Here is a 21,486-nt window from a genome sequence, read left to right as displayed (position 1 = left end):
TTCCAAAGTTCCACGCGTCGCGCTGTTCAAATTGCCGCCTGTTGTTTCAACCAATCGCTGGGCGGCAGCCCAAGTCGTTGGGCAAACACCCGGCTGAGCGCTGCGGGGCTGGCGTAGCCCACTTGGGCGGCGATGCGCTTGATCGCGTGTCCCTGGCGCAACTGGTGGCGGACGACGGCCAGCCGCCAGTCGGTCAGATAATCCAGCGGGGGGAGGCCGACTTGTTCGCGGAAGCGGGCGGCGAAGCGCGCGCGCGACATGCCGGCCTGTTCCGCCAGCAGTTCCACGGTCCAGCCGCGCTCCGGGCGCGCATGGATGGCGTTGACGGCGCGCGCCAGTTTGGGGTCGGTCATGGCGGCGAAAATGCCGCTGTGGATTTGGCCGCTGTCTATCACCGCGCGTATCGCTTGAATCAGAAAGTATTCCATTAGCCGGTCCAGCGCCGCTTGACGGGCGAAGCGCTCGGAGAAGGCTTCGTCGAACAGCAGTTGCAGCGTGGGCAGCAGGTTGGGGGCGTCGTCCAGGTAAAGCACCAGGCATTCCGGCAGCGCCATCGCCAGCGGGCCGCCGGTCTTGAAGCCCAGGTCCAGCGTGGCGCAGACCAGGTCGGCGCCGCGTTCGCCCACCGGCAGCAGGGTGTGGGCGCTGGGGCGCGGAAACAGCAGCGCGCAAGGGCGGTCGGTATCCAGCACCAGCGCGTCGCGCAGCGTGCAACTCAGGCGGCCGCCCTTGAGCAAGTGCAGGTGGCCGGCCGTTGCGCCGGGGTCGAAATCGACCAGATGGCATAGATTGCCATGGTGGAACACGCGCGCGGAAAACGCGCTTTGCTGCAACAAGGGCGTCAACAGGTCCATTTCGATACGATCTGCAAAGTTTTCGAGACGATAGACGTCTGATTGTATTGCAAGATGGCTTCTGTGCAGTCCCCATCGTCGTTCAACTTGAGATTCAGGAGTCAGTCATGTCCCGCATCCCCACCGTAAACCGCAATCAAGTCAGCCCGGAACTGGGCGCCACTCTGGACGCCGTCAAGGCCAAACTGGGCATGGTGCCCAATCTGTTCGCCACCTTCGCCCAAGCGCCGGCGGTGTTAAACGCCTATCTGGGCTTCTCCGAGGCCTTGACCAAGGGCAAACTCAGCGCGCGTCAGCGCGAAGTGATCGCCTTGGCCGCCGCCCAGGCCAACGCCTGCCAGTATTGCTTGTCCGCCCATACCTTGATGAGCAAGGGCGCCGGCCTGAGCGAGGCGGACATCCAGGCGGCGCGTGCCGGCCAGGCCGCCGACGCGCAGACCGACGCGATTGCCCGCCTGACCGTGCAAATCGTCAGCCAGCGCGGGGTGGTATCGGATCAGGACCTGGCCGCGGCGCGTGCCGCCGGCGTCGACGACGGCCTGCTGGTGGAGGTGATCGCCGCGGTGGCGCTGAACACGCTGACCAATTACGCCAATCTGATCGCCGGTACCGAGATCGATTTCCCGGTGGTGGCCTTGTAGGCGGCGCTTGACGCTGATTGAGCGAGGTCGAGGCTTGGCCGGTGTACTGGCGTATACCGGCGGCCTCGGCCTTTTTCCTTTTGGGCTTGCCGCGGTGTGGCTTAGAGCCAGTTCAAAATCTCGCGAGCAAGAGCGAGACAAGGCGAAAACCGCTGAGAAAGCGGAATGTACGAGTGGTACATGAGCATTTCGAGGTTGCACTCACCGTGTAACGCTCCACGCAGCGCAGCAGATTATGAACAGGCTCTCAGCAATGCAGCCGGGCGTGGCGTTGGCGCAGCGCTTGCGGCGCAAAGGCCGGCGCTGTTGGTTCCGGCGCGCGGCAGCACCGCTCGGCGCAGTCGCTGATGCGTTCCAGTTGCCGCTGGAGCGCCGCGGCGTCGCAATGCGCCAGCGGCTGGCGGTTCCACAGCACCCAGTCCTGGCTGTGCGCGGATTGGCCGATCACCGGCTTGAGCGGGTCGTCGCTGAACAGGTTCTGCCGCAGCGGCGACGGGTCCGCTTGCGCCTGCTGCGGAGACAGGCAGCAGAACATCAGCAGCTGACGCGCGGGCTGCTCGCTCAGATGCACCGCGTGTTCGCCCACTTGCAGGGTGAAGAGGCTGTCGTCCATCTGATCCGGAGGCGGAAGCGACAGGGATTGGCAAAGTTCGACGACGGCGTGTTGGAAAGGCGTGGACATGTTTTTTTCTTCTTGGACGGGTGGATGGAAGCCGGCCGCGGGCGGCGGCCGGGGCATGGCGCTTATTCCGAGCGCTGTGGACGCTGGGTGAGCAGTTGCTTCATGACCGTGGCGTACTGAGCACGCCACGGTTCCGCCGTGACGGGTTTATCCGCCGGGGAGGAAGGATGCTCGGCTGACGAGTCCGCAGGGGCGGCAGGCGTGTTCAGCCAACTTTGCAGGATGGCTTTGCGGATATTGGATTGAGTCTCCGAGCGCTGCGTGCCGAGCATCGAGTTTTCCAAAGGATCCAAGTTGCTATCGTAGCGGTAGTCGTCCGTGTGCAGGGTCAGGCAGGTCAGCAGGGCGGGGGCGTAGAATTCTGGTTGAGGATTCTCACGCGCTTCGCGGTAGGCCTGGGCCAGCACCGTCATGGCGGCCTCGGCGCAGTCTTTTGCCGGGCCGTCGAGCTGCTTCAGCATCTCGCGGTGCAGTGCGCAAGGATCGTCACTCTGCTTGACGTGAGTCTCCAAGGCCGTGCCGCTGGGCAGCGGCAGTTGGTTCTTGACGATGTCCTTGATCAGCGCGGCCATTTGCACATTGGTCAAGGATGGGATATCGGCTTTGCCGTTCATCATCGCTTGTTTGAGGCTGTTCTGTTCCGTGAGGGAGTCGGATTTGCGGAAGGCGCCGCTCATGTCCTCATGCCGCGCCAGGCGTTGAGTGAATTCCGCGCACAGTTGCTGAAACTGGCCGGCGAAGATGGGGCTGGCGATAGGGGAGGTGACGGCCGTGGCCGCGTCGGCCGGCTTGGCCTGACCCGTCAGCTTGCGCACCCAGTCCGGGATCGCGCCGAAGAAGCGGGAGACCCGGCCGGTCAGCGGCTGGAAGAAGCGGCGTACGTCGGACAGGCATTCGCTCAAGACCGCGTGAGCCTTGCCGCGGCTTTCAGCGCTGTCGTCGATGCGCACCGGCTTGCCGTTAAGGCTGCCGGTCTGGGCGGCGGGGGTTTCGGGGGCCGGAGCGTGCGAGGGGCTGGCGTGGGGCCGGACGGAGGGAAAGCCGAGAGGCAATAGCATGATGGCGCTCCAGTGGCGTTGAAAATGGCCGCCATTACACCGCGCCGCGCCGGCGGCGGCTTTCAGGAAGCGCTCAGAACCTGTTTACGAGCAACTGAGCCCTTATGCGATGAGAGCCGTCTTCGAAATGCTCACGTGCCGCGCGCGCACCCTGCTTGTTCAGCCGCAACGCCTTGTCCTGCTCTAGCTCGCGAGATCGTAAACACGTTCTCAGCCGTCGTCTTGGTCGGCTGCCTCCGTCGGCGGTTCGCCTATCAGATAGCGCGGTCCTTCGCCCAGGCTGGCCGCGCGGTCGCCGGGGTTGTACAGCGCGCACTGGCTCAGCGACAGGCAGCCGCAGCCTATGCAGTTGCCCAGCCGGTCGCGCAGCCGGGTCAGTTCGTCTATGCGCTGCTGCAGGCGCGGCAGCCAGTTAGCGGACAGCGCCTCCCAGTCGCGCGGCGTCGGCGTGCGCTGGCTGGGCAGGGCGGCCAGCGAGCCGCGGATATCGTCCAGGCTGATGCCGACGATCTGGGCCGCGCGGATAAAGGCGACGCGGCGCAGCGCGTCGCGCGGGTATTGGCGTTGGCCGCCGGCGGAACGGGCGCTGTGCAGCAGGCCTTGGCTTTCGTAGTAGCGCAGGGCGCTGGCGGCCACGCCGGAACGGCGCGCCAGCTCGCCTATGCTGAGCCAGGGGAAGGGTTTAGCAGTGGGAGCGGCGGGCATGCGCGGACTCGCTTGACTTAAAGTTGACTTTAACTTTTATCGTAAGGTCATGATTTTTTCAAGGAGGACGCCATGAACGCGCCAAGCCGCCACACCGAACTGCATGCCTTGCTGGACGCCAACCATGAGTTTTCGCTGATGCACAGCGACACCACCAACCACTGCCCGATGGCGCTGACCGCCTTGGCGGAAATGGGGGCAGAGCCGCACCAGCTGCGCGCATTTTTCGATTTTTGGGAAAGCGAGCGCGCCCAGCCCGCGGAAGCAGCGGACTACGATATCGGCTGGGGACGTTGGGACGAGGCAGTGGGGCGGTTGGACGCTTTCCCGGCGCTGCTCAGGGTGATGGAGGAGAGAGTGGCGGCGCGCGGCGTGGAAGAAACCGCGCGCGAGGTGCTGGGCAGCCTGCCGTTTTCACCCGGCGGCGGCGCTTTCCACCCCTTGATCCGGCTGGCCTTCGCCCTGCGCGCCGGCCATGCCGGCGAGGCGGCGGCGGCCCTGGCCTATTATCTGAGCAGCTATCTGCGCCTGCCCGCCGGTTTGGACGCGAACGCGCCGACGGCCTCGGCGGAGGATGGGTTGGAGCGCTTGTCGCAGGCGCTGGCCGGCTGGAACAGTCCGGAGTACTGGATACAGGAGCGGTTCGAAGAAGTGCTGGCCGATTCGCGTTTCGCCGCAGCGCTGCCCGGCGCGCCGCAAACGCCGGACTGGCTGGACGCCTTGGCGCGGGCGGCGCTGCGGGTGTACTGGCAGACCGACAACTTCACCGCCCTGCACATGGTGACGGCGACGCTGGCGCTGCGCGACGTGCTGGAGCATCTGCCCGGCCTGCCGGCGGAGGAGTGGCGTCCCGCCTTGTGGCAGACCTTCTGCGTCGCCTATGTGTCCATCGGCGCGCCGGCGCTGGAGGCGGAGGAATTGCCGGACGAGCAGCCGGCCTGGCCCTTATTGCTGCAGCGCGCGCTGAATGTGCGCAACGAGCATGTGATCAAGCTGGTGTACGCCTGCCGGCGGGAGTTCCAGCGCAGCGGCGACGTCTTCTATCACGCGGCGGCGGCGCGGGCCTTGTGGGACGCGGTGTGAATCACCAGTCTTCCATCTCCTTGGGCACGCCGCCGGACATGATCGCGTCCTGCATCCATTGCTGCATCATGCCGGCAACGCCGATATTGCCCACCAGCGAGGTCATCAGGGCGGTGTGCAGCGGGGAGGCGGCGTCAATCTGTTCCAGCGTGCGCTGGATCATGTCGTTTTTCTGCTTCAAGGTGGTGAAGGCCTGTTCGCCGGTGGCCGGGTCCTTGAACTCGCCCAGCAGCTTGCCGACGGCGTCGGCATAGCGCTGTTTGTCCTCTTGAGAGTCGGACGCCGGCGGCGGAAGCTCGCGTAGCGCCGCGAGGAAGGCCACCGCGACGGGGTCGGACTCGAAGTCCGGCCATTTGTGCGGTGGCGGCTCCACCGGCTTGGCGTCGTCGGCCTCCGGCGTTTCCGTTGGCGGCGGGGCGCCGTCGGCGTCTTGCGCCGCGGCCAGCAGCCGTTGCTGCAGCGGGATGAGGTCGTCGCCGGCCGCGGCGGCGCGGCCCAAGGCGGAGGGGGTCAGCGAGGGGATCATTCCGGGCTCCTGTCTGAGGCGGCCAAGGCCGCCAGATCTTGTTCCAGTTGCGCGATCAAGCCGCGCAGCGCCTGTTCCGACAAACGGCGGCAGTCTTGGGGCAAAGGCTCCAGGCATTGCAGCAGCTGGCGGCTGGCCGGTTCCACGTATTGCTCCGGCGAGAACTCCGCCGCCTGGTCCGCGCAGCGCATCATGAAGCGCGCGTCGGCGTGGTAGTCGATCTGGATGGCGCCGGGCCAGTTTTCCGCCAGCAGCGTCATCAGCTGCGGCTGCAGCGCGCGGGCGCGCTTGGGCAGTTGCAGGTAAAGAGTGGCGTCCGGCTGATCCAGGCCGCGCAGCCATTCGTCCAGCAGCAGCAGCAGCGTGTCCGGGTGGTCCACCGCCGCGGCCAGCATGGCGCGCGCCTCTTGCTCCAGCCGCTCGCGCCAGTTCCAAGCCATGGCCTGGCTGGCGGCCAGATGGGCGGCCGCGTGTTCCAGCGCGGCGAGCATGCCTTGCTGGTAGCCTTCCTGGCTGGCTTGCCGGCGCAAGGATTCGGCCTGGCGCTCGGCTTCGCGCAGCACGCGCTGCGCCTGTTGCCGCGCGTCGCGCTCCAGTTGGTCGGCGCGGGCGGCGCGGCGCAGCTGGCCGCGGCGCACCAGCACGCCTTCAGCGGCGATCGGCGGGCGGGGTGTGGGGATGTCTCTGGGCATGTTGTAGGGCCAAGGTCAGAATCAGGGCGTCGGCGGCCGGTTGCGGCGGCGCGGCGTCGGCCTCCGGCGGGAACTGCAGCGGCAAGCGTTGCGCCAAGGGGCGCGGCAGCCGCTCGCGCCAAGCTTGCAGGCGGCCGTAGCCGGTGAGCAGCAGCGCGCCGTGGCTTAGCGCCGGCCGTTGCGCGGCGGCGGCGTCCGGCGGCAGCGCAACGGCGGCGAATTCCTGCGCCCAGTCCGGCAGCCGCAGCAGGCCGGCCTGCCAGCCCAAGCCGGCGCGCAAGGCGTGGCAGCCCAGCAAATAGGCGGTTTGAGGCAGACGCCGCCAGTGGCGCAGCCATTGCCGCGCCAGCGGGTCCAACTGGGCGTCGGCGCAGTCGCTGTCCAGCCGATAGGCGGAAATCACCAGTTCATTGGCCGCCGCGCGCGCGGCGGCGGAGGCGGTCAGCGACGACGGCAGGACCAGCCTTCGCGGGTGCAGGTAGGCCAGCGGGTCGTACAGCAGCGCTTGCAGCGCCGGGGAACGGGCGGCGGGCGGCTTATTCATGTCCGGTCTGCGGCTCGGCGGCGGGCGGCGCTGCCGCGGGTTTGGGCGCGCGGCGTTGCCACAGCCAGGCCGCCGCGGCGCCCAAGAGCGCGATCAGCGCCACGCCGGCCATCAGCCAGCTCAGGCCGGAACCGCGCTCTTCCGCCGGCGCGGTGGGCGCCTGCTGTTGCGCTTCGCTGCGCCGCGACAGCACCACCGAGATATTGTCGTAATCGATGTCGGCGAAGCTGTTCTTCAGGAAGCGCTTGATGTCGTTGACCATTTGCTCCGGATCCACATCGCGGTCGTACACCGCCAGCGCGGACAAATGGATGGGCTTGGCGGCGCGGCCGCCTTCGCCGGAATCCAGGTCGTAGCTGACGTGCACGCGCGCGGACAGCACGCCGTCCATGGTTTGCAACGACTGCTCCAGCCGTTGCTCGATGGCGGAGTACAGCCGCGCCTTTTCCGCGCGCGGCGAGGACACCAGGGAATCCGCCGGGAACATCTGCGCCACTTCCACCCGCGGCCGCGAAGGCAGGTTGTAGGCCTTCAGCCAGTCCACGGCGGCGGCAAAGTCCGGCTGCGCCACGGCGATGCTGAAGCCGGCCTTGCCGCGGTCGGTTTTGTCGGCCTCGATATTGTGGCGCTGCAAGACGGCGATCACTTCATTGGCCTGCTGCTGATCCAGGCCCTTGAGCAAGTCCTTCTGCTGGCAGCCTGTCAGCAGCAATGCCAGCAATACGGCTTTGAAACCATGGCGGATCATGAGCGCAGCAGGCTTTCTACCGCGCCCACGGTTTTGCGGGTGAGGGTGCTGATCATGGACACCTCCAGGTTGTAATTGGAGGTGCGCTGCTGCAGCTCCATCAGCACGGCCGGATTGCTCAATAGGCCCGGCTGTTCCAGCCGTTGAAGAATGGCGTCCTTCTCCATGCCTACGCCCACGGCGTTTTGCGAGAAGGCCTGGATGAGGCGGTCGTCCAGCGACACTAGATTGTGTTCGGAGCGAGTGATGTCGCTGACCTGAGCGGTCAGCGAATCCAGAGAGAGGGTGGAGATGGGGGTCATGGGCGGACTCCTGAAGCGCCGGCGCGTGGCCGGCGTCGGGGTTTAGCGGAAGTTCTGAATAATGGCCGCGTCGATGTCTTTGAACACTTTGACGGTGTTGGACTGCGCGTTGCGGTACAGGTTGTACTCGGACAGCTTGCTCTGGTAATCGGCCAGCAACTGGGGGTTGGACGGGTTGCCGTTCAACTTTTTCAGCGCGTCGGTCAGTTCGGTTTGGAGCTTGCTGGTGCCGGTGTCGAACTCCTTGGACATGTCGCTGAGGGTCCAATCCGGATTAGAGATAATTGGCATGGTGATTTTCCTTTGATTTACAGGGGTTTGGGGAAATACCAGTGGCCAGTCGCCATCTTGACGTAACCCTGGTTGCCGTACTTGAAGGACTTGCCCTTGAGCCAGTCGTCCTTCAATTCAATGGCGAATTGCACGTAGCGGCCGCCCCATTGGCGGTAGTAGTCGTCGACGAAGCGGCGTGCGCGCAATAGTTCGCCGTCGTCCAGCGAGCCCTGGATCACGAAGGTGACGCCGTTGGGCTGCTCGCTGCGCGTGAAGGGCAGCGCCTGGCGCGACAGGCCGGTTTCGGCCTGGCTCGCGGCTGCGGCGTCGTCCACCGGCACGATGTCCACCGCGTCGGCGTAGGGCATTTGTTCTGCCAGCCGCTGCGACAGCGCCTGGCTGGCCGGCCCGCCCAGCGCGGCGCGCTGTTGGCTGACCCACAGCTGCGGCCGGCGCGGGTTGTCCAGCTGCAAGCGGTAGTAGGGCAGGTGCGGGTAGTGATCCGCCAGCCAGCGGCCGACGCGTTCGTTTTCCTGCTGAGGGCTGAGCACCCGCGCCGGGCGGTTGTAGTCGCCGCGCGCCAGCACTTGCCGCGCCCAGGCGCTGTCGCGCTCATTGGCGGCGGAGACGTAAAACACGCCGTCGCGTCCGGGCAGCACCTGGAAGCGCTGGCTGTCGCGTCCCAGCAAGGCGTTCAATTCCGAGGCCTGGCGCTGGGGGGTGTTCCACAGCCAGTAGCCGCCGCTGGCCAGCAACAGCGCGGCGATCACCGCCAGCGCCACCGCGGCGGCGGCGTGGCGACGCGCCGGTTTTTGTTCCGGCGGGGGCGCGTCTTGGCCGTGACCCAGCACTTCCGGCGACCAGGACAGATGTTCCGGCCGCAACGCCAGTTCCAGCGCGCCGATGCGCAGCGGACGGTTGAATTCGGCCGGACGTTCGTCAATGCCGGCGTCGCGCAGTTCGCGCAAAGTCACTTGGTCAGGCTCGGCGCGATCGATCAGCACTTCGAAATTGACGCCCCCCTGTTCCAGCGGAATGAACAGAGCGTCGGCGGGCAATTCCGGCAACTGGCCTGCTTCGGTCAGGGCGGCGGCCGGGCCGACCAGAAACAAGGTCTTGCCCGGTTGCAACAGGAATTCGCAGCCGCGCAGCGGGCTGTTGAGCAGGCGGACCACGATGGGCGCCGGCGCGGAGAGAGTGATGTCTTCAGCTGCCATGGTGTCTGTCGGTGAGTGCGCAAGGTTCTGCGATGTTGGCATTCACTTTACGGACAAGCCGGAACGGATTCCTGATGGAAAACCGATGAAATCTCGGGAGGGGAATCAGATTCGGGGAGGAGGGAAAAAGCATGGCGGCGTGCCGCGGAAGCGGCGGCCGCCATGTAAAGGGGGATCGGGGATGGCGCGGGTTCAGCGCTCTTGGGCGCTATCGGCCCGCGCCGCTATTCTTTCTTTCAATTCATTGATGAGTTTCGTTCCTTCCGGCGTGGCGGTAGAGGGTTTTGAACTCGGCTCCTTGCGCAGTTTTTGGCTCTGCTCGTCGCGCAATTGCTGGATATCGGCCACGCTGGCCGCCGCGACCTTGTTCCAGGCGCGCGCCGGGCCGGCCGCCGGGGCCGCCGCGTTGACGGACGGCGGCGGTGGGGGAGGTGGCGGCGGTGGCGGTGGCGGCGGTGGAATCTGACCGGGCTGCGTTGGCTGCGGCGCGGCGCTCAGCACCGGAGCGGGGGGCGCGGTGGGCGCGGTTTGCACGACGGCGGCCGGCATTGGAGTCTCCTTGGCCGGCGCGCGCTTGCCGGCGCTGCCCTCCAGGCTTTTCTGAAAAGCCAGGAAGGTCTCGGGCGACATCTTCAACATGCGCTGTAGCGCCATCGGATCGCGCTTGGGCATCGGCGCGGCGTCGGCGCGTGCTGGCCCGCCGTTCACCTGTGCCATGGCCTGCCGCAGTTTGCCCATGGGCCGCGCCGATATTTCCGCGCGAGCCTGGGGCGTGGCTTGTTGAAAAGCTTGCCGCAGTTGGCTGACGGAGCGGCTGGGCTGAGCCGTGCGCGGCGCGGGCTGAGGCGAGGCCGCCTGGCTGACGCCGCGCAGCTGGGCGGTCCAGGCCGGCTGCGGACAGGTTCTTGGGGCGGCGACCGGGGCCGCGGCGGGCTGCGGGCGCGGCGGGGGAAGCGAGCGAATCATGAGAGCTCCTTGCTTGGGGGTGGGGCGGCTTGACGCAGTTTCTGGTAGCGCCGCCACACTTGCTCGGCGTAACGCATGCGCAAGGCGCGGCGGTTGGGCGCGGTGCCGGCGTTGTAGGCGCCCACCGCCTCCCAGGAATAACCGTAGCGTTTCATCATCTCGGCCAGGATGGAGGCGCCGACGACCACGGACAGGCAGGCGTCGCCCATCAACTGCGGTTCGGTGACGCCCAACTGGCGCAGTCGCGGCAGATGGACACTGTTGATCTGCATCAGGCCCAGGTCCCGGCTGCCGTCGCGGTTGCGTCCCACCGCGTCCGGCTTGAGCCCCGACTCTTGTTGGGCGATGGCGTAGAGCAAGTCCGGCGCGATATTGAACATGCGGCCGGCACGATCCCAGCAGTCCGCCCGCGCCGCGCCGGCGCATAACAATAGAGCGGACAGCAGACAGACGCGGATCACGCCGCCTCCGGCTGGCAAGGCTGGGCGTGTTCCGCCAGTTCGCTCAGACGCGGATCATGGCGCCAGGCCTTGATCCACAGATAGCCTTCGGCCTGCAACTGGCGCCAATGCTGGACTGCGGCCTCCGGGCCCTGCGCGGCCAGAATCAGCGGCAGCAGGCTGGAGCGCACCTGGCGGCTGTCCACCTTGGCGAGGAAGGCGCGCAGCGCCGGCAGCGCGGCGTCGCCGCGCCGGCAGTAGTCCACATAGCTGTGATTGAGGGCGAGCAGGCCGGCCTCCTCGCCGGAGTCGCGCACCGCCTGGACCAGTTCGTCGGCTTGCGCGTGCTGGCCTTGCAGTCCCAGCAGCAGCGCCAGCACGCTTTGCAGCACCGGGTGGTTCTGCCCGTATTGGCAGAGCTGGCGTTTGCCCAGCGATACCGCGTCTTCGATGCGGCGCTCGTAATAGGTCAGCCACAGCTTGAGAATGCTGGCGGAGATGCGCGAAGGGTCGCGTTCCAGGCAGGCGTCCAGCGCCTGCTGCGCCTGGGCCAGCTTGCCGGACAGGAATAAATGCCAGGCGTGGTAGTAATGGATGTCGACGGCGTCCGGCGCCAGCAGTCGCGCCTGTTCGAACAGGGCCTCTGCCACCGCCTGCTGAGAGCGCATGCTGCTGAGCAGGGCCAGCAAGCCCAGCGCCTGGGGGTTGGCCGCGTCCAGCTCCACCGCCTTGTTCACCGCCTGCTGCGCCTGGATCAGCGCCTGGGCTTGGTCGAACAGGCCCAACTGGGCCAGGGTCAGATAACACTCGGCCAAGCTGCAGTAAGGCAGTGCGTGGCTGGGGCCGGCGTTGACGCACTGGCGCAGCAGCATTAGCGCGCGGCGCAGGCTGGACGGGGTGTGTTGTTGCAGTTCGTGGCGGCCGTTCAAATAGGTGATGGCCATGTCAAGCGAGCCCAGCTCGTTGTTTTGGCCCTGATTCCAGCGCAGGCCGGGAATGCGTTGCGGCAGCAGGCTGGCCAGCCGGGTCTGCAGCGCGGTGATGGGCTGTTCCGGGCTCAGCTCTATGCTTTCATGGTGGATCAGTTGATGGCCGGCGGCGCGCACCAATTCCACCCGCAGCTTCCAGACGCCGCCTTGCTGCAGAGTCTGGCCGGCCAGGTAATAGTCCGGGCGCAGCTGGTCGATCATTGCCACGATGTCGGTGACGTCGCGGCAGTTCTCGGTGATGGTGGCCGGCAGCACGATCAGGCCGAACGGCGAGTAGCGCGACAGACATTGCACCAGAGCGTTGTGCAGACTGACCGCGTCCAGCTGTGGGTGAGTGCGGAAAGGCAGCACCGCCACCGAGCATTGAGCCGCCAGCGGCGTCGGTTTGGACACCATGGCCACTGGACGGCTGAAGCGATAGCCCTTGCCGTACACCGTGTCGATGTAGCGGCAGTCCTTGGTTTCCAGCAGGATGCGCCGCAGCGCGTAGATGCAGCGGGTCAGCGATTCTTCGTTGACTTCGCCATCCGGCCAGACGCGGTCCAAAAGCGCGTCCTTGCTGACCAGCTCTCCCGCTGCTTCCAGCAGGGTGGTCAGCACCGCCAATTCCTTGGGCGGAATGCTGATTTGCTGCTCGCGATGCAGCAGCATGCCGTCGAAGTGCAAGACGAAATCGCCAAATACAAATTGCCTGTTCATGAAGCCATCTTTATGTAACGCCATCTTCTAGTTCCTCTTGCGCGCACGGCGCAATAGCGCATGGCGGACCATGCGGATCGAGTCGACCAATGCCGCGACTTGTGTGCTATTCCCCGTAGCATCGCTGCATGTCGGCGTGTTTTTTGTTCGGTGGATCTGTTGGGTGATTTGCGCTGGTTCTTGGGGCCGGCTGCGGATTCGCATCGCGCGGCGTGTATCCGCCGCTTCCCGCCCGCTATCGCCTGGAATTGCCAGTGTCGTCAACTGACGCTCAAAGCCTTTATCCGGTCATAAAAACAGAGAGAGTGGATGGTACTTTTGCCGACGAGGGCCAGCTTGCAAAAAATGTTCAGCGAATGACATGGTGTTGTTTGTCCTGTTCTTATGCCATTGGATTGATAAGTAGGGTTTTGATTTCCTTCGCATAAATTTAGGGTATGTAGGAATACTACGTGAGGGAGTACTTGCTACAAATGGGAAAACTCTCAAAAACGAGGGGGCGGCGGGAGCCGGGTCGCGGCCGATTTATGCAAGTTTGGACACGGGCGTTGGGGTAGTTTGACGCTGTCGCCGAGCATGCGCCGGCGGCCTCTCATCACCGTCGTTCTGGCCTCGCCGCCAAATCAGGAGCGTTTGAAATGTCTTTTAATGTTTCGTCGAAGCCGACCGCCAATCCCCCCAGTTTGGCGGGACTGTCCGAGCCGCAGCCAAGCGCGGCGTCCGCGCCGGCGCAAAGCCTGTTCGCGGCCGCGTTGCGTGGCGGCGGCATGACAGCGCAGGCGCCGGCTGTCGAACAGAAGCCGGCGCCCAACAACGCCGACGCCTGGCAGGCCGTGAGAGCCGATCTGGCTCGAGATTGCGCCAAATATCGCGATTTGGCGGCCCAGGGCGTGAAAGACGGGACAGTCAGCCCTGAGACGCGCGGGCAATTGCAAGGGCTGCTGCTGCGTCTGACGGAGATGGGGCGCGAGTTGCAGTCGGAAAGGCCGTCGCCGCTGGCGCTGGCCGCGAACTTAAAGGCCGGAAACGGCGAAAACTAGGCAGACGCGCGGGCCAGGCCCGGCGTTTGAGCCGCGATGCGGCGCGAGGAGGCATCCATGTTGGACACAGTTGCAAGCGGGGCGGGTACGGTGCGGTTGCAGGGCTTCCGCCGTTTATCGGAATCTTCGGCCTCGCGGCCTGCACAAGGCCTGGCCGCGGCGTTCAACGGCGCTCGCGGCGCGGCGGAACGCAGCGTGGAAGACGCGCCGCCGGCGCGGGGCAGCCAGGTGGTGCTCAGCGACGACAAGCTGCGTTTGCGGCGCGAGGACCTGGGCCAGACCTTGCTGGCGATGAAACGCGAAGCCTACCGCCAGGCGGAGCCGGAGCGCTCGCGCTGGCCGCGCTGGGTGCAGGCGCTGAACATCCTTCCGCGCAGCCACGCAGTGACGCCCAAGACGGTAGCCATCGTGGAAAACTTGCGGCGGACGCTGGCGGCCGGCGATGCGCGGACGCCGCTGGACATCAAGGAATGCGCGCGGCTGTCGCTGGACATGGAGGCGTTGGCGCGCGCGGCGACGCCGGGCAGTCCGCTGGCGGAGCTGAGCCAGCGGCTGGCTCTGCTGGGCCAGGCGGCCTGGGCGCAATTGGCGCGGACGGAGGCGGAAGCGCAGCTGCTGCCGCAATTCCAGCGCTTTGATCAGCCGGGCGCCAGCCAGGAGCGCAGCGTCGGCGGTTCGGTCGGCGTCGGCCTGGGGCTGGGAGAAGCCGGAGCCGGGGCCAAGGCCACTCTCAGCGTGGGCCTGGCCTGGAGCCGCGGAATGGACAACGACGACGAAGGCTTCGTGTTCCAGAACCAAGGCAAGGCGGTGTCCGCGCGCGCCGGGGTTCAGGGCGGCGTCGGCGTCGCCTCCTTGTCCGGCGCGGTGGAAGGCCGCCGCCAGCGCACCGTGGCGACCGAATATGCCAGCGCCACCGCCTTCGTCAAACTGAAGGCGGACCAGTTGGCTCACGGCTCGCGCCGCGACACCTTGGGCCTCAGCGCCCGCACCGCGGTGGGCGCGCTGATCCGCCTGTTTCGCCCCAGCCACGGCAATGAATTGCGTCAGTACCAGCAACTGCAACAGCAGGCTGCGGATCAACAACAACGGCTGGGCGTGTTGCTGGGCTGGCTGGGGCAGCGCGACAGCGCGGCGTCCCTGCCCGGCGCGCAGGCACCCTATCTGCCGCCCAGCAAGGTGGACAGCGTCAAGGGCAGCGCTTCCGCCCGCGCCGAAGCCGTCGGCGTCGGGGCCGGCGTTGGCGCGGCGGTGGAGCGCATCGACATTCAGGCCGACGCGCTGACGCCGATCTGGCAAGGCCTGCGCCAGGAGCAGGGCGCGGCGCGCAACGCGACGATCGCCCAGCAACGGCTGGCCGGCATCGAACAAAAAGCCGCCGCGCTGATGGGCGCGGACGCGCGCAATCATCCGCTAAGCGGACTTAGCGGCGCGCAGAACATGGCGGCGCTGCGCGAACTGGCGCCGGAGAAGCTGCGCGACGCGGCGGACGGTTTGCGCGCCGAATTCGAACATTTCTGCGCCGTTGCCCAGCAACTGGACGCCGGCATCGGCAAGCGCCAGGGCGGCGCGGCGGTGGAGCGCTCGATTCAGGCCGCCTGGCGCGCGGGAAGCCGCGAGGAAACGCTGGCCAATATGGCGTTGGCCCATGCCGCGTTGACGCTGACCGCGGCGGGCAAGGGCGACGAGACCCTGCTGCAAAGCCTGGACCAGTTGGCGCCGCGTTTGTACGCGCCGCCCATCCGCCACGACGCGGCGGCGCTGGCCAAGCGCACCAGCTTTCACGACGTGCTGCGCCTGCAGATCCGCGACCGCAGCGTCGCCTTGGACCTGGGCGGCGCGCTAGGCCCGCTGTGCCTGAAAGCGGAAGCCTCGCTGACCGAACGAACCCGGGTGCACCACAACCCGGTGAGAGCGGGGGATTACAAGGACGTGAGACTGAGCTTGTCCGGCAATTTGGGCGGCTCTTGGCCGCTGGACGCCTTGCGCGACGCGCTGAGCGCGCAGCTTGCGCCTCACGGCCTGGCCGCCGAAGTGCCGGCGGCGCTGGCCGGCTTGCAAAGTTCCGTGGGGCTGCAAGGCGGCGGCGCGCTGACCCTGCTGCTGCGCTTCTATCGGCCGCAATACCAGACCCAGGCGGATTTCCCGGCCGAAGCCGCCGGCTTCCGGTTGCAACTGAGCCGGGTCAGCGCCAGCGGCAACCTCGGCGTGTCCGCCTCCGGCGGCGTGCCGCTGCAGCCGGGGGTATCGCTGGAACTGGGCCTTAACGCAGGCTCCTCCGCCACCGCGGTGCTGGGCGAGCGTTGGGGCGACAACAGCCTGAGCGCGCCGCTGATGCACTATTTGCACCTGAAGGCGGTGGATGAGAGCGAGCGCTGGCCGGCCATGAGAGAGGCGCAGCGGCCGGCGCTGGAAGCTCTATGCCGCAAGCTGGCCGAACCGGACTCCGCGGTGCGGCAAGAGGCCGGCTACTACCTGAAGCGCCAGGGCGTGGACGGCGCGGATTTCTTCGCCGCGATGGAGCGCTTCGCAGCCAGCGGCTCCAGGCGCGCCGGGGACGCCGCGCTGGACGCTCTGGACGCGATGATGGAGCGCCAGCTCCCCTTATGGCAGGCGGACAAGCAGAGTTTCGCCGGTTGGGAAGAACTGCCGCTGGCGCGCTAGCGGGCATGGACAACGAACAAGAGGACACATTCTGATGAGAATCACGGCAAGCGGCGCGGCCACGCCGCCGCCGCGCCCGGAAGCGCCGCCGGCGGCGTACAGCCGGCTGGCGCAAGCGGTCAAGGGCGTCGATAGCGTTTGCGAACCCGCGCCGCGCCCCTTGGAGCGTTTCCGCGACGCCGCCCGCTTCGTCGCCGCCCTGATGCCCAGAGAAGGCGAAACCGGACTGGTGGACGAAGAACTGCGTGAAGCGCGCGACCCGCGACATCGCTACCGGGAGTACGCGCAGCCGGCGCACCGGCAATGGGTGGCCAGCGGCGACAATGCCAGGGAAAACTTCTTCGCCTGGATGGATGCCCGCCCTCAACTGGAAATCAATCTGGCGAGGCCGGGCCAGCCGCCGCGCATGGCGCGCCTGGGCGACGCGCCGCAAGTCAGCTATCTGAGCGACGCCGCCGCGCTCAAGCCCTATTTGGCCGAAGTGGCCGACGGCGTATGGCGGCGGCCGGACGGCGCGCTCATCGACACCGCCGGCTCCAACGGCAAGTTGGGCATGCCCGGTTACGCCATCTTGGTGCTGGATCGAGTCGACAGGCTGTTCGTCCACGACGCGGTGCTGGGGCGCTTGCACCACACCAGCACCAGCGCCGGCAAGCCGGTGCGGGCGGCGGCGATGATAGAGCTGCGCGACGGCAAGGCCCGGTCGCTGGTGTTGTCGTCCGGCCACTATATGAGCGATCTGGACGATCTGGAACGGCTGCTGGCCTTCCTGGACGGCAAAATGGATCTGTCCAAGCTGGCGGTGCTGGCTCCGCACGAAGACAGGGCGGAACTGGCCGAGGTGCTGGCGCCCTATCGCCAGGCCCGACACTAAAGCCGGGACGGTTTCAGACGCAAGCGGCGCGCCAATTTGGCGCGCCGTTTTTTTATGTCAGCTCGGCGCCCGCGGCTTAGGTGAGCGCTTTTTGGAAGTGCTTGATCTTGGCTTGGATTTAAATACTTCCGACTGTTTTATTTTCTTAATTTTCAGGAGTCGCGGACATGATGCTGAATTCAGTCGGAGTTCGTCTGCTTCAAACCTCGTCCTCCAATGCCGGCGTGGAATCGGTGCAGGCCAGCAAGCGTTTTGCTCAGGTTTACGATAAGAGCGATTTCAAGGCAGTGTTGTCGGAAATCCATATGGTTTGGCTTGGCTCCAAGCCTGGCGACAGCCAGCAGAAATGTCTGGGCGGAGGGTCGGGGAAAAACACGAACAGCAGGGTGAATTTGTGGGTGGATTCGAAACAATTCGGCGCTTACGCGGTGAATAAGGAAGTCCGCGAACAAGTGAATACGCTATTCCCGGATGCCAAGCAATATCAGCAGGAAAAACAACTACGCGGCTTGTTCAGTCAATTGAAGGCCGGCTTGCAGTCTGAGGACAAACCACTGGGCCGTGCGGCACAGAAAAAGGAAATGCCATGAGCGAAAAAATGGATGATCAAACCCAATCCTTGGGCAGGTCGTTGAATTCTGTGACCTACAGTTCATTATCATTCTCTCAAAATATTCATCATGAACTTAGTTCGTTGGTTCGCGATGCACTGACCGAGCTGGGCGTTTCAGACCAATTGTTGCATGGCTTTGACTCTCACTCAACCATAGCCATTGATCTAAATGAAGGGCTATCTATTAATGTTTCGTTGGTCGACGATCGCCTCTTCATTTGGTCATTTGTCCCTATTGGTGAGGAGCTGTTGATAGACAATGCCAGGCACATCATGCCTGTTCTCACAACTGTAATGGAATATGTTGAAACGGGCCACTTAACATTGGGTAAGTGCAATGATGGTTTCGAATTAAAAGCATTGATTAACCCGAGTGCATTGGTTGAAAATAAATTCAGTGAAGTTATTTATGGTTTTTATGGCGCGCTAAAGGTTGTGTCTAGCCACCGATGAGGAAGGATGTTTAATGCTGGAAATTAAAGTCAATCACATCGCCCAGGTCGGCAGATGCCAAGCAGAACAGCAGGGTGAGCCTCAGTTACTGCCGGTTAAAACAATAAAAAACTCCCCAGGCATGATGCGTTTCAAAGAAGCCGCACAATTCATTATGGAAATGATGCCAAGAAAAAGCTGTGGGGAAGCAGGTGCTAACCCAAAATACTGGCTGGAAATTAAAGATCCGAAGCATCGCGATAGGGTTTCGTTGAATGGTCTTGATGCCCAGTCCGGTGCATTAAGCGCATGGCAGGAAGACGCTAATAGCAAGGTTGGACTATTTCAGTGGATTGATCAGCATCCCGATGTTGAAATCAATACGCTCAAGAATAAACCTAAGCATCCTCTGTCGCAGGATGTTGGCTATATCAATTATCTATCCTCAGGTCAAGCCGCTAATTATCGGGTAACGCTTTCACAGGGTGATTGGAAAATAGGGGATAAATTATTAGATACGACACATCTGCCAGGCAAGGCGGGGATGGAGGGCCACGCTGCTATTGTTGTCCATCGAGATGGAAATATCTTTGTTCATCCATATGAAAAAGGAAAATGGCAGCATACTTCGACGACAGAAGGTAAGCCGGTTTTATCAGCGGGTATGATACTCATTGCACAGGGAAAAGCGAAATCATTCCATCTGGATTCCGGACACTATATGCCTCAGCGGCCTCAACTAGAACATCTTTTAGCTCGATTGGCGGCGCAAGGCGTCAATATTGACGAGCTCGATATCCACGCCAAGTCTATCGCGCAGGGTGATATAAAGGCGCTGGTGAGGAAGTATTCTGGTTGACGGTGTTGTTTGCCAGGTGGGAGTCTGATAATACAAACGCATTCTATTAGGATATAGATAATGATCCAAGTTCAAACATTGCATCGTTCTACCTCTATTACACCGACTGAGCAAAGTCATCAGCGCAACCAGTCCCTAAATGTGCTGGCAGTGCACAATACTCAAAACTCGCCGATGCACAGAACGCTGGACATCTACGGTATAGATGATAATCGGAAAGTGTTAAGCCAGCTAAATCAGGATAAATACCATGTGTTGATTAAAAAAGACCACTCAGGTAATTCTGATTTAACCCATGGTGCCTATGTATCCAAACAGGGTGAGGATGACTATGGCAACTTTAACTGGTTAAATCCAAAGGGGCTGATGAAATATCAAACCCCAGATGTCGCTGTTATCAGCTTTACGAATAAAGATCAGTTAACACAGCTTAGCGAGACCTATTCGAAGACTCCCTTGCCGGATTTTCTCACCAAGGTACTTAATGCAGAGGCCTGCCTAGATACTGATCTTTATCGCCGGAATGAGAGTCTGGCGCAGTTTGTTTCGCCAATTGACAGCACGCAACATGGATATCTCATTAGTCCCAATACACCGTACTGCGATGCAAAAGTGTTGGATGCCTATGTCAACGCTCCCGAAAAACTCAAAAATAGCAAACATGGCATCATCTTGTGCACCTACGCGATTCATCCGGGTATACAGTCCTCATTTCTGGAGTCGAGAAATCATCAATCAGGCCCTGAGAGGCTTGAGGCAAGCCAGAAGACGCCACAAAAGATGATTGATGAAAAAACACAGATTGACTCCTTGACCAGCATTCTAAGTTTAAAACAAGAGCATCTTCCGCAGCTCGAAAAATTGCGACAAGAGACAGTGCAACATCTTCGAAATGTATATGCTGTAAATGAACATGACAATACCAGAATGTTTTTTCATTTTCCCGTTGCAGAGAAAACCGCCACGCTTCACTTGCACACCTGGGTAAACAAAGGCGATCACCCTTTGAATGAACCAAGGTCTTTCGATCTCGACGCGATTATTGCGCATCTTAAGTCTGGGAAAGAGATTAGCGATCTTGTTCTTGACCGAAACGGGGGGAATTATTTTTTGCCGACCTCAGATTCCATTAAGGATATTAGCGGTATTCCATTTAAAGGCGTGCACGACAATGTTCTAAATCTGCCTTTGTAATATTTATACTTGGCCTTTTGTTCGTTGGAGTGCGATCAGTAAGCCTGAGTGACTAAGTGCAGCCAACGCACCTGCAACGTGCAACATGACAACTACAGGAAATAACTCATGATTTCAATTCAAGCGTTGCGGCCTTCTGCTGCGACTTTGCCCGCTGACTCGAGTCGCTTATGCCATGAGACCCTAGATGTACAGGCAGTACGTAACTCTCAGGCCAGCCTGACACAACACGAAAACTCTGCGATCCGCAGAACATTGGATGCTTACGGCATTGATGACAACCGGAAAATCCTGAGCCAGCTAAATCAAGACAGGTATCATGTGTTGATTAAGCAAGACAACTCCGGTGCCGCCGATTTAACCCATGGTGTCTATATATCCAAACAATCTGAAGACGACTATGGTAGTTTCAGATGGCTAAACCCAAGAGGTTTGCAAAAGTATCAAACTAAGGACCTGGCTCAGGTAAGGCTGACAACAACAAATCTGGCACAACTCCAGGAAACGTACAAAAACGAAAATACTACCCAGTTCCTGGTTGAGCTGCTACGCGGTAACAGCCGGGAACCTGGCGATAAGGTATACAATGAGGTGTATAAAAAAAATCCAGATATCTTCCATTACTCTGCCCCGTTGGGGATGGGTAATGGGTTTCTGATTTATCCAAATATTCCCTACATGTCGCAAACCTACACCGCTGGACAAGTCACGGATTTGGCCACTAGGCCAGAAGGCATCCAGCTGACGGCCTGGGCCGTTCATCCTGCTTTACCACATGACTTGATTCAGGAAATGAAGGGTGACCCTTCAATAGAAAAAGTAGCGGTTAAGCAGAGTGAGGAATTAAATCAATATAACGCCGAGTTAAAATCTGGCGTGAAGTCATTGACTTCTATATTGGATTTGGAACAAAGCGATGTTGGAATGCTGGAAAAACTAAAGCGGGATAGCCTTCAGTGTTTAGTTGATACCTATGGGGTGTCTGCTGAAAAAGATAAGGTTAAGTTGTTTTTCCATTTTCCGGTGGCGCCTTCAACCGCTACCTTGCATCTGCATATTTGGGTGAACAAAGGGGATCACCCCTTAAATGAGTCGCGCGCATTTGGTATTGATGAGGTCATTCAGCATTTAAAGAGTGGTGGAATGATCAATGAGTTGATATTGTCCCGAAACGATGGGCAATTTATATTGCCAAGCAAAGATATGTTACATAAGATTAAAGGCATGCCTGAAAGTAAAGCACCAATGCCTGCCGACTATAGCGAGCTTAGGCTCCCTATCGATGTGGCGCATCGAAAGGACATGGCCTAAGCGCCTGTTCATGATCCACTGCGTATAGTGAGACGCCACACGGCGTTTTGGCTGGGTTCGCCTCAAGGCGAACCCAGCCAAGG

24 protein-coding genes are annotated in these 21,486 nt (G+C 62.4%); 10 read left to right on the top strand and 14 right to left on the bottom strand.

The features are described from left to right. Positions 1 to 26: 26 nt before the first annotated feature. The gene (locus GYH29_RS21510; protein WP_161524374.1) at positions 27 to 854 is read right to left on the bottom strand and encodes a helix-turn-helix domain-containing protein; all 828 of its coding nucleotides are present in this window, start codon (positions 852 to 854) and stop codon (positions 27 to 29) included. Positions 855 to 961: 107 nt separating this feature from the next. Between GYH29_RS21510 and GYH29_RS21505 the strand changes: the two genes are divergently transcribed. Further along, positions 962 to 1,495 carry a carboxymuconolactone decarboxylase family protein gene (locus GYH29_RS21505; RefSeq protein WP_019103488.1) on the top strand — a complete coding sequence of 178 codons (534 nt, stop codon included), beginning with the start codon at positions 962 to 964 and terminating at the stop codon, positions 1,493 to 1,495. Between the two features lie 247 nt (positions 1,496 to 1,742). Here the strand turns inward: GYH29_RS21505 and GYH29_RS21500 are convergent, their stop codons facing one another. From GYH29_RS21500 to soxR, 3 genes are all read right to left on the bottom strand, one after another. Then, positions 1,743 to 2,177 carry a CesT family type III secretion system chaperone gene (locus GYH29_RS21500; RefSeq protein ID WP_157222172.1) on the bottom strand — a complete coding sequence of 145 codons (435 nt, stop codon included), beginning with the start codon at positions 2,175 to 2,177 and terminating at the stop codon, positions 1,743 to 1,745. 62 nt (positions 2,178 to 2,239) lie between these two features. After that, on the bottom strand, positions 2,240 to 3,235 hold the full coding sequence (locus GYH29_RS21495) for a hypothetical protein (protein WP_161524373.1): 996 nt from the start codon (positions 3,233 to 3,235) through the stop codon (positions 2,240 to 2,242). Between the two features lie 210 nt (positions 3,236 to 3,445). After that, positions 3,446 to 3,940 (bottom strand): redox-sensitive transcriptional activator SoxR, encoded by a 495-nt coding sequence (soxR, locus tag GYH29_RS21490; protein WP_019103485.1) that lies wholly within the window; start codon positions 3,938 to 3,940, stop codon positions 3,446 to 3,448. Positions 3,941 to 4,012: 72 nt separating this feature from the next. Here soxR and GYH29_RS21485 point away from each other — a divergent pair, with 72 nt between their 5' ends. Beyond that, positions 4,013 to 5,023 (top strand): questin oxidase family protein, encoded by a 1,011-nt coding sequence (locus GYH29_RS21485; protein WP_019103484.1) that lies wholly within the window; start codon positions 4,013 to 4,015, stop codon positions 5,021 to 5,023. 1 nt (position 5,024) lies between these two features. Here GYH29_RS21485 and GYH29_RS21480 read toward each other — a convergent pair whose 3' ends face one another. The 10 genes from GYH29_RS21480 to GYH29_RS21435 form a co-directional block, all read right to left on the bottom strand. Then, on the bottom strand, positions 5,025 to 5,549 hold the full coding sequence (locus GYH29_RS21480; RefSeq protein WP_019103483.1) for a hypothetical protein: 525 nt from the start codon (positions 5,547 to 5,549) through the stop codon (positions 5,025 to 5,027). Beyond that, positions 5,546 to 6,241, bottom strand: coding sequence for an oxygen-regulated invasion protein OrgB (locus tag GYH29_RS21475; protein WP_141113263.1), 696 nt, complete (start codon positions 6,239 to 6,241; stop codon positions 5,546 to 5,548). Before GYH29_RS21475 ends, GYH29_RS21480 begins: the two co-directional genes overlap by 4 nt. Continuing rightward, positions 6,198 to 6,785 carry a type III secretion apparatus protein OrgA/MxiK gene (locus GYH29_RS21470; protein WP_043589655.1) on the bottom strand — a complete coding sequence of 196 codons (588 nt, stop codon included), beginning with the start codon at positions 6,783 to 6,785 and terminating at the stop codon, positions 6,198 to 6,200. The genes GYH29_RS21475 and GYH29_RS21470 overlap by 44 nt, the downstream gene beginning before the upstream one ends. Then, positions 6,778 to 7,533, bottom strand: a complete 756-nt coding sequence (locus tag GYH29_RS21465; protein ID WP_043589656.1) for an EscJ/YscJ/HrcJ family type III secretion inner membrane ring protein — start codon at positions 7,531 to 7,533, stop codon at positions 6,778 to 6,780. Before GYH29_RS21465 ends, GYH29_RS21470 begins: the two co-directional genes overlap by 8 nt. Then, on the bottom strand, positions 7,530 to 7,835 hold the full coding sequence (sctI, locus tag GYH29_RS21460) for a type III secretion system inner rod subunit SctI (protein ID WP_019101638.1): 306 nt from the start codon (positions 7,833 to 7,835) through the stop codon (positions 7,530 to 7,532). The genes GYH29_RS21465 and sctI overlap by 4 nt, the downstream gene beginning before the upstream one ends. A gap of 42 nt (positions 7,836 to 7,877) precedes the next feature. Continuing rightward, positions 7,878 to 8,126: a type III secretion system needle complex protein gene (locus GYH29_RS21455; RefSeq protein ID WP_107732058.1), complete on the bottom strand. Its 249-nt coding sequence runs from the start codon at positions 8,124 to 8,126 to the stop codon at positions 7,878 to 7,880. Between the two features lie 17 nt (positions 8,127 to 8,143). Further along, positions 8,144 to 9,325 (bottom strand): PrgH/EprH family type III secretion inner membrane ring protein, encoded by a 1,182-nt coding sequence (locus GYH29_RS21450; RefSeq protein ID WP_161524372.1) that lies wholly within the window; start codon positions 9,323 to 9,325, stop codon positions 8,144 to 8,146. A 192-nt stretch (positions 9,326 to 9,517) separates the two neighbouring features. After that, on the bottom strand, positions 9,518 to 10,291 hold the full coding sequence (locus tag GYH29_RS21445) for a hypothetical protein (protein ID WP_161524371.1): 774 nt from the start codon (positions 10,289 to 10,291) through the stop codon (positions 9,518 to 9,520). Next, positions 10,288 to 10,752 (bottom strand): type III secretion system invasion protein IagB, encoded by a 465-nt coding sequence (iagB, locus tag GYH29_RS21440; RefSeq protein WP_051002580.1) that lies wholly within the window; start codon positions 10,750 to 10,752, stop codon positions 10,288 to 10,290. Before iagB ends, GYH29_RS21445 begins: the two co-directional genes overlap by 4 nt. Further along, positions 10,749 to 12,443 (bottom strand): HilA/EilA family virulence transcriptional regulator, encoded by a 1,695-nt coding sequence (locus tag GYH29_RS21435; RefSeq protein WP_052051886.1) that lies wholly within the window; start codon positions 12,441 to 12,443, stop codon positions 10,749 to 10,751. Before GYH29_RS21435 ends, iagB begins: the two co-directional genes overlap by 4 nt. A gap of 614 nt (positions 12,444 to 13,057) precedes the next feature. Between GYH29_RS21435 and GYH29_RS21430 the strand changes: the two genes are divergently transcribed. The 8 genes from GYH29_RS21430 to GYH29_RS21395 all read left to right on the top strand — a co-directional run bounded on the left by GYH29_RS21430 (position 13,058) and on the right by GYH29_RS21395 (position 21,403). Continuing rightward, complete coding sequence (locus tag GYH29_RS21430; protein WP_043589662.1) at positions 13,058 to 13,459, top strand: hypothetical protein; 402 nt, start codon at positions 13,058 to 13,060, stop codon at positions 13,457 to 13,459. A 57-nt stretch (positions 13,460 to 13,516) separates the two neighbouring features. After that, positions 13,517 to 16,120 (top strand): hypothetical protein, encoded by a 2,604-nt coding sequence (locus GYH29_RS21425; protein ID WP_161524370.1) that lies wholly within the window; start codon positions 13,517 to 13,519, stop codon positions 16,118 to 16,120. Between the two features lie 34 nt (positions 16,121 to 16,154). Beyond that, a complete protein-coding gene (locus GYH29_RS21420; RefSeq protein WP_161524369.1) occupies positions 16,155 to 16,994 on the top strand; it encodes a hypothetical protein in 840 nt (279 codons plus the stop codon). A 167-nt stretch (positions 16,995 to 17,161) separates the two neighbouring features. After that, positions 17,162 to 17,584 carry a hypothetical protein gene (locus tag GYH29_RS21415; protein WP_019101260.1) on the top strand — a complete coding sequence of 141 codons (423 nt, stop codon included), beginning with the start codon at positions 17,162 to 17,164 and terminating at the stop codon, positions 17,582 to 17,584. Next, positions 17,581 to 18,060 carry an InvB/SpaK family type III secretion system chaperone gene (locus GYH29_RS21410; protein ID WP_019101261.1) on the top strand — a complete coding sequence of 160 codons (480 nt, stop codon included), beginning with the start codon at positions 17,581 to 17,583 and terminating at the stop codon, positions 18,058 to 18,060. The genes GYH29_RS21415 and GYH29_RS21410 overlap by 4 nt, the downstream gene beginning before the upstream one ends. Before the next feature lie 13 nt (positions 18,061 to 18,073). Further along, positions 18,074 to 18,898 carry a hypothetical protein gene (locus tag GYH29_RS21405; RefSeq protein ID WP_161524368.1) on the top strand — a complete coding sequence of 275 codons (825 nt, stop codon included), beginning with the start codon at positions 18,074 to 18,076 and terminating at the stop codon, positions 18,896 to 18,898. A 60-nt stretch (positions 18,899 to 18,958) separates the two neighbouring features. Further along, positions 18,959 to 20,092, top strand: coding sequence for a hypothetical protein (locus GYH29_RS21400; protein ID WP_161524367.1), 1,134 nt, complete (start codon positions 18,959 to 18,961; stop codon positions 20,090 to 20,092). A gap of 108 nt (positions 20,093 to 20,200) precedes the next feature. Continuing rightward, the gene (locus GYH29_RS21395) at positions 20,201 to 21,403 is read left to right on the top strand and encodes a m7GpppX diphosphatase (RefSeq protein WP_161524366.1); all 1,203 of its coding nucleotides are present in this window, start codon (positions 20,201 to 20,203) and stop codon (positions 21,401 to 21,403) included. The last annotated feature ends 83 nt before the right edge of the window (positions 21,404 to 21,486 follow it).

The sequence above is a fragment of the Chromobacterium haemolyticum genome (assembly GCF_009936155.1).
Classification (GTDB): Bacteria; Pseudomonadota; Gammaproteobacteria; order Burkholderiales; family Chromobacteriaceae; genus Chromobacterium; species Chromobacterium haemolyticum.
Note: the sequence above shows the minus strand (reverse complement) of the source record. Positions and strands in the feature narration are given on the sequence as shown.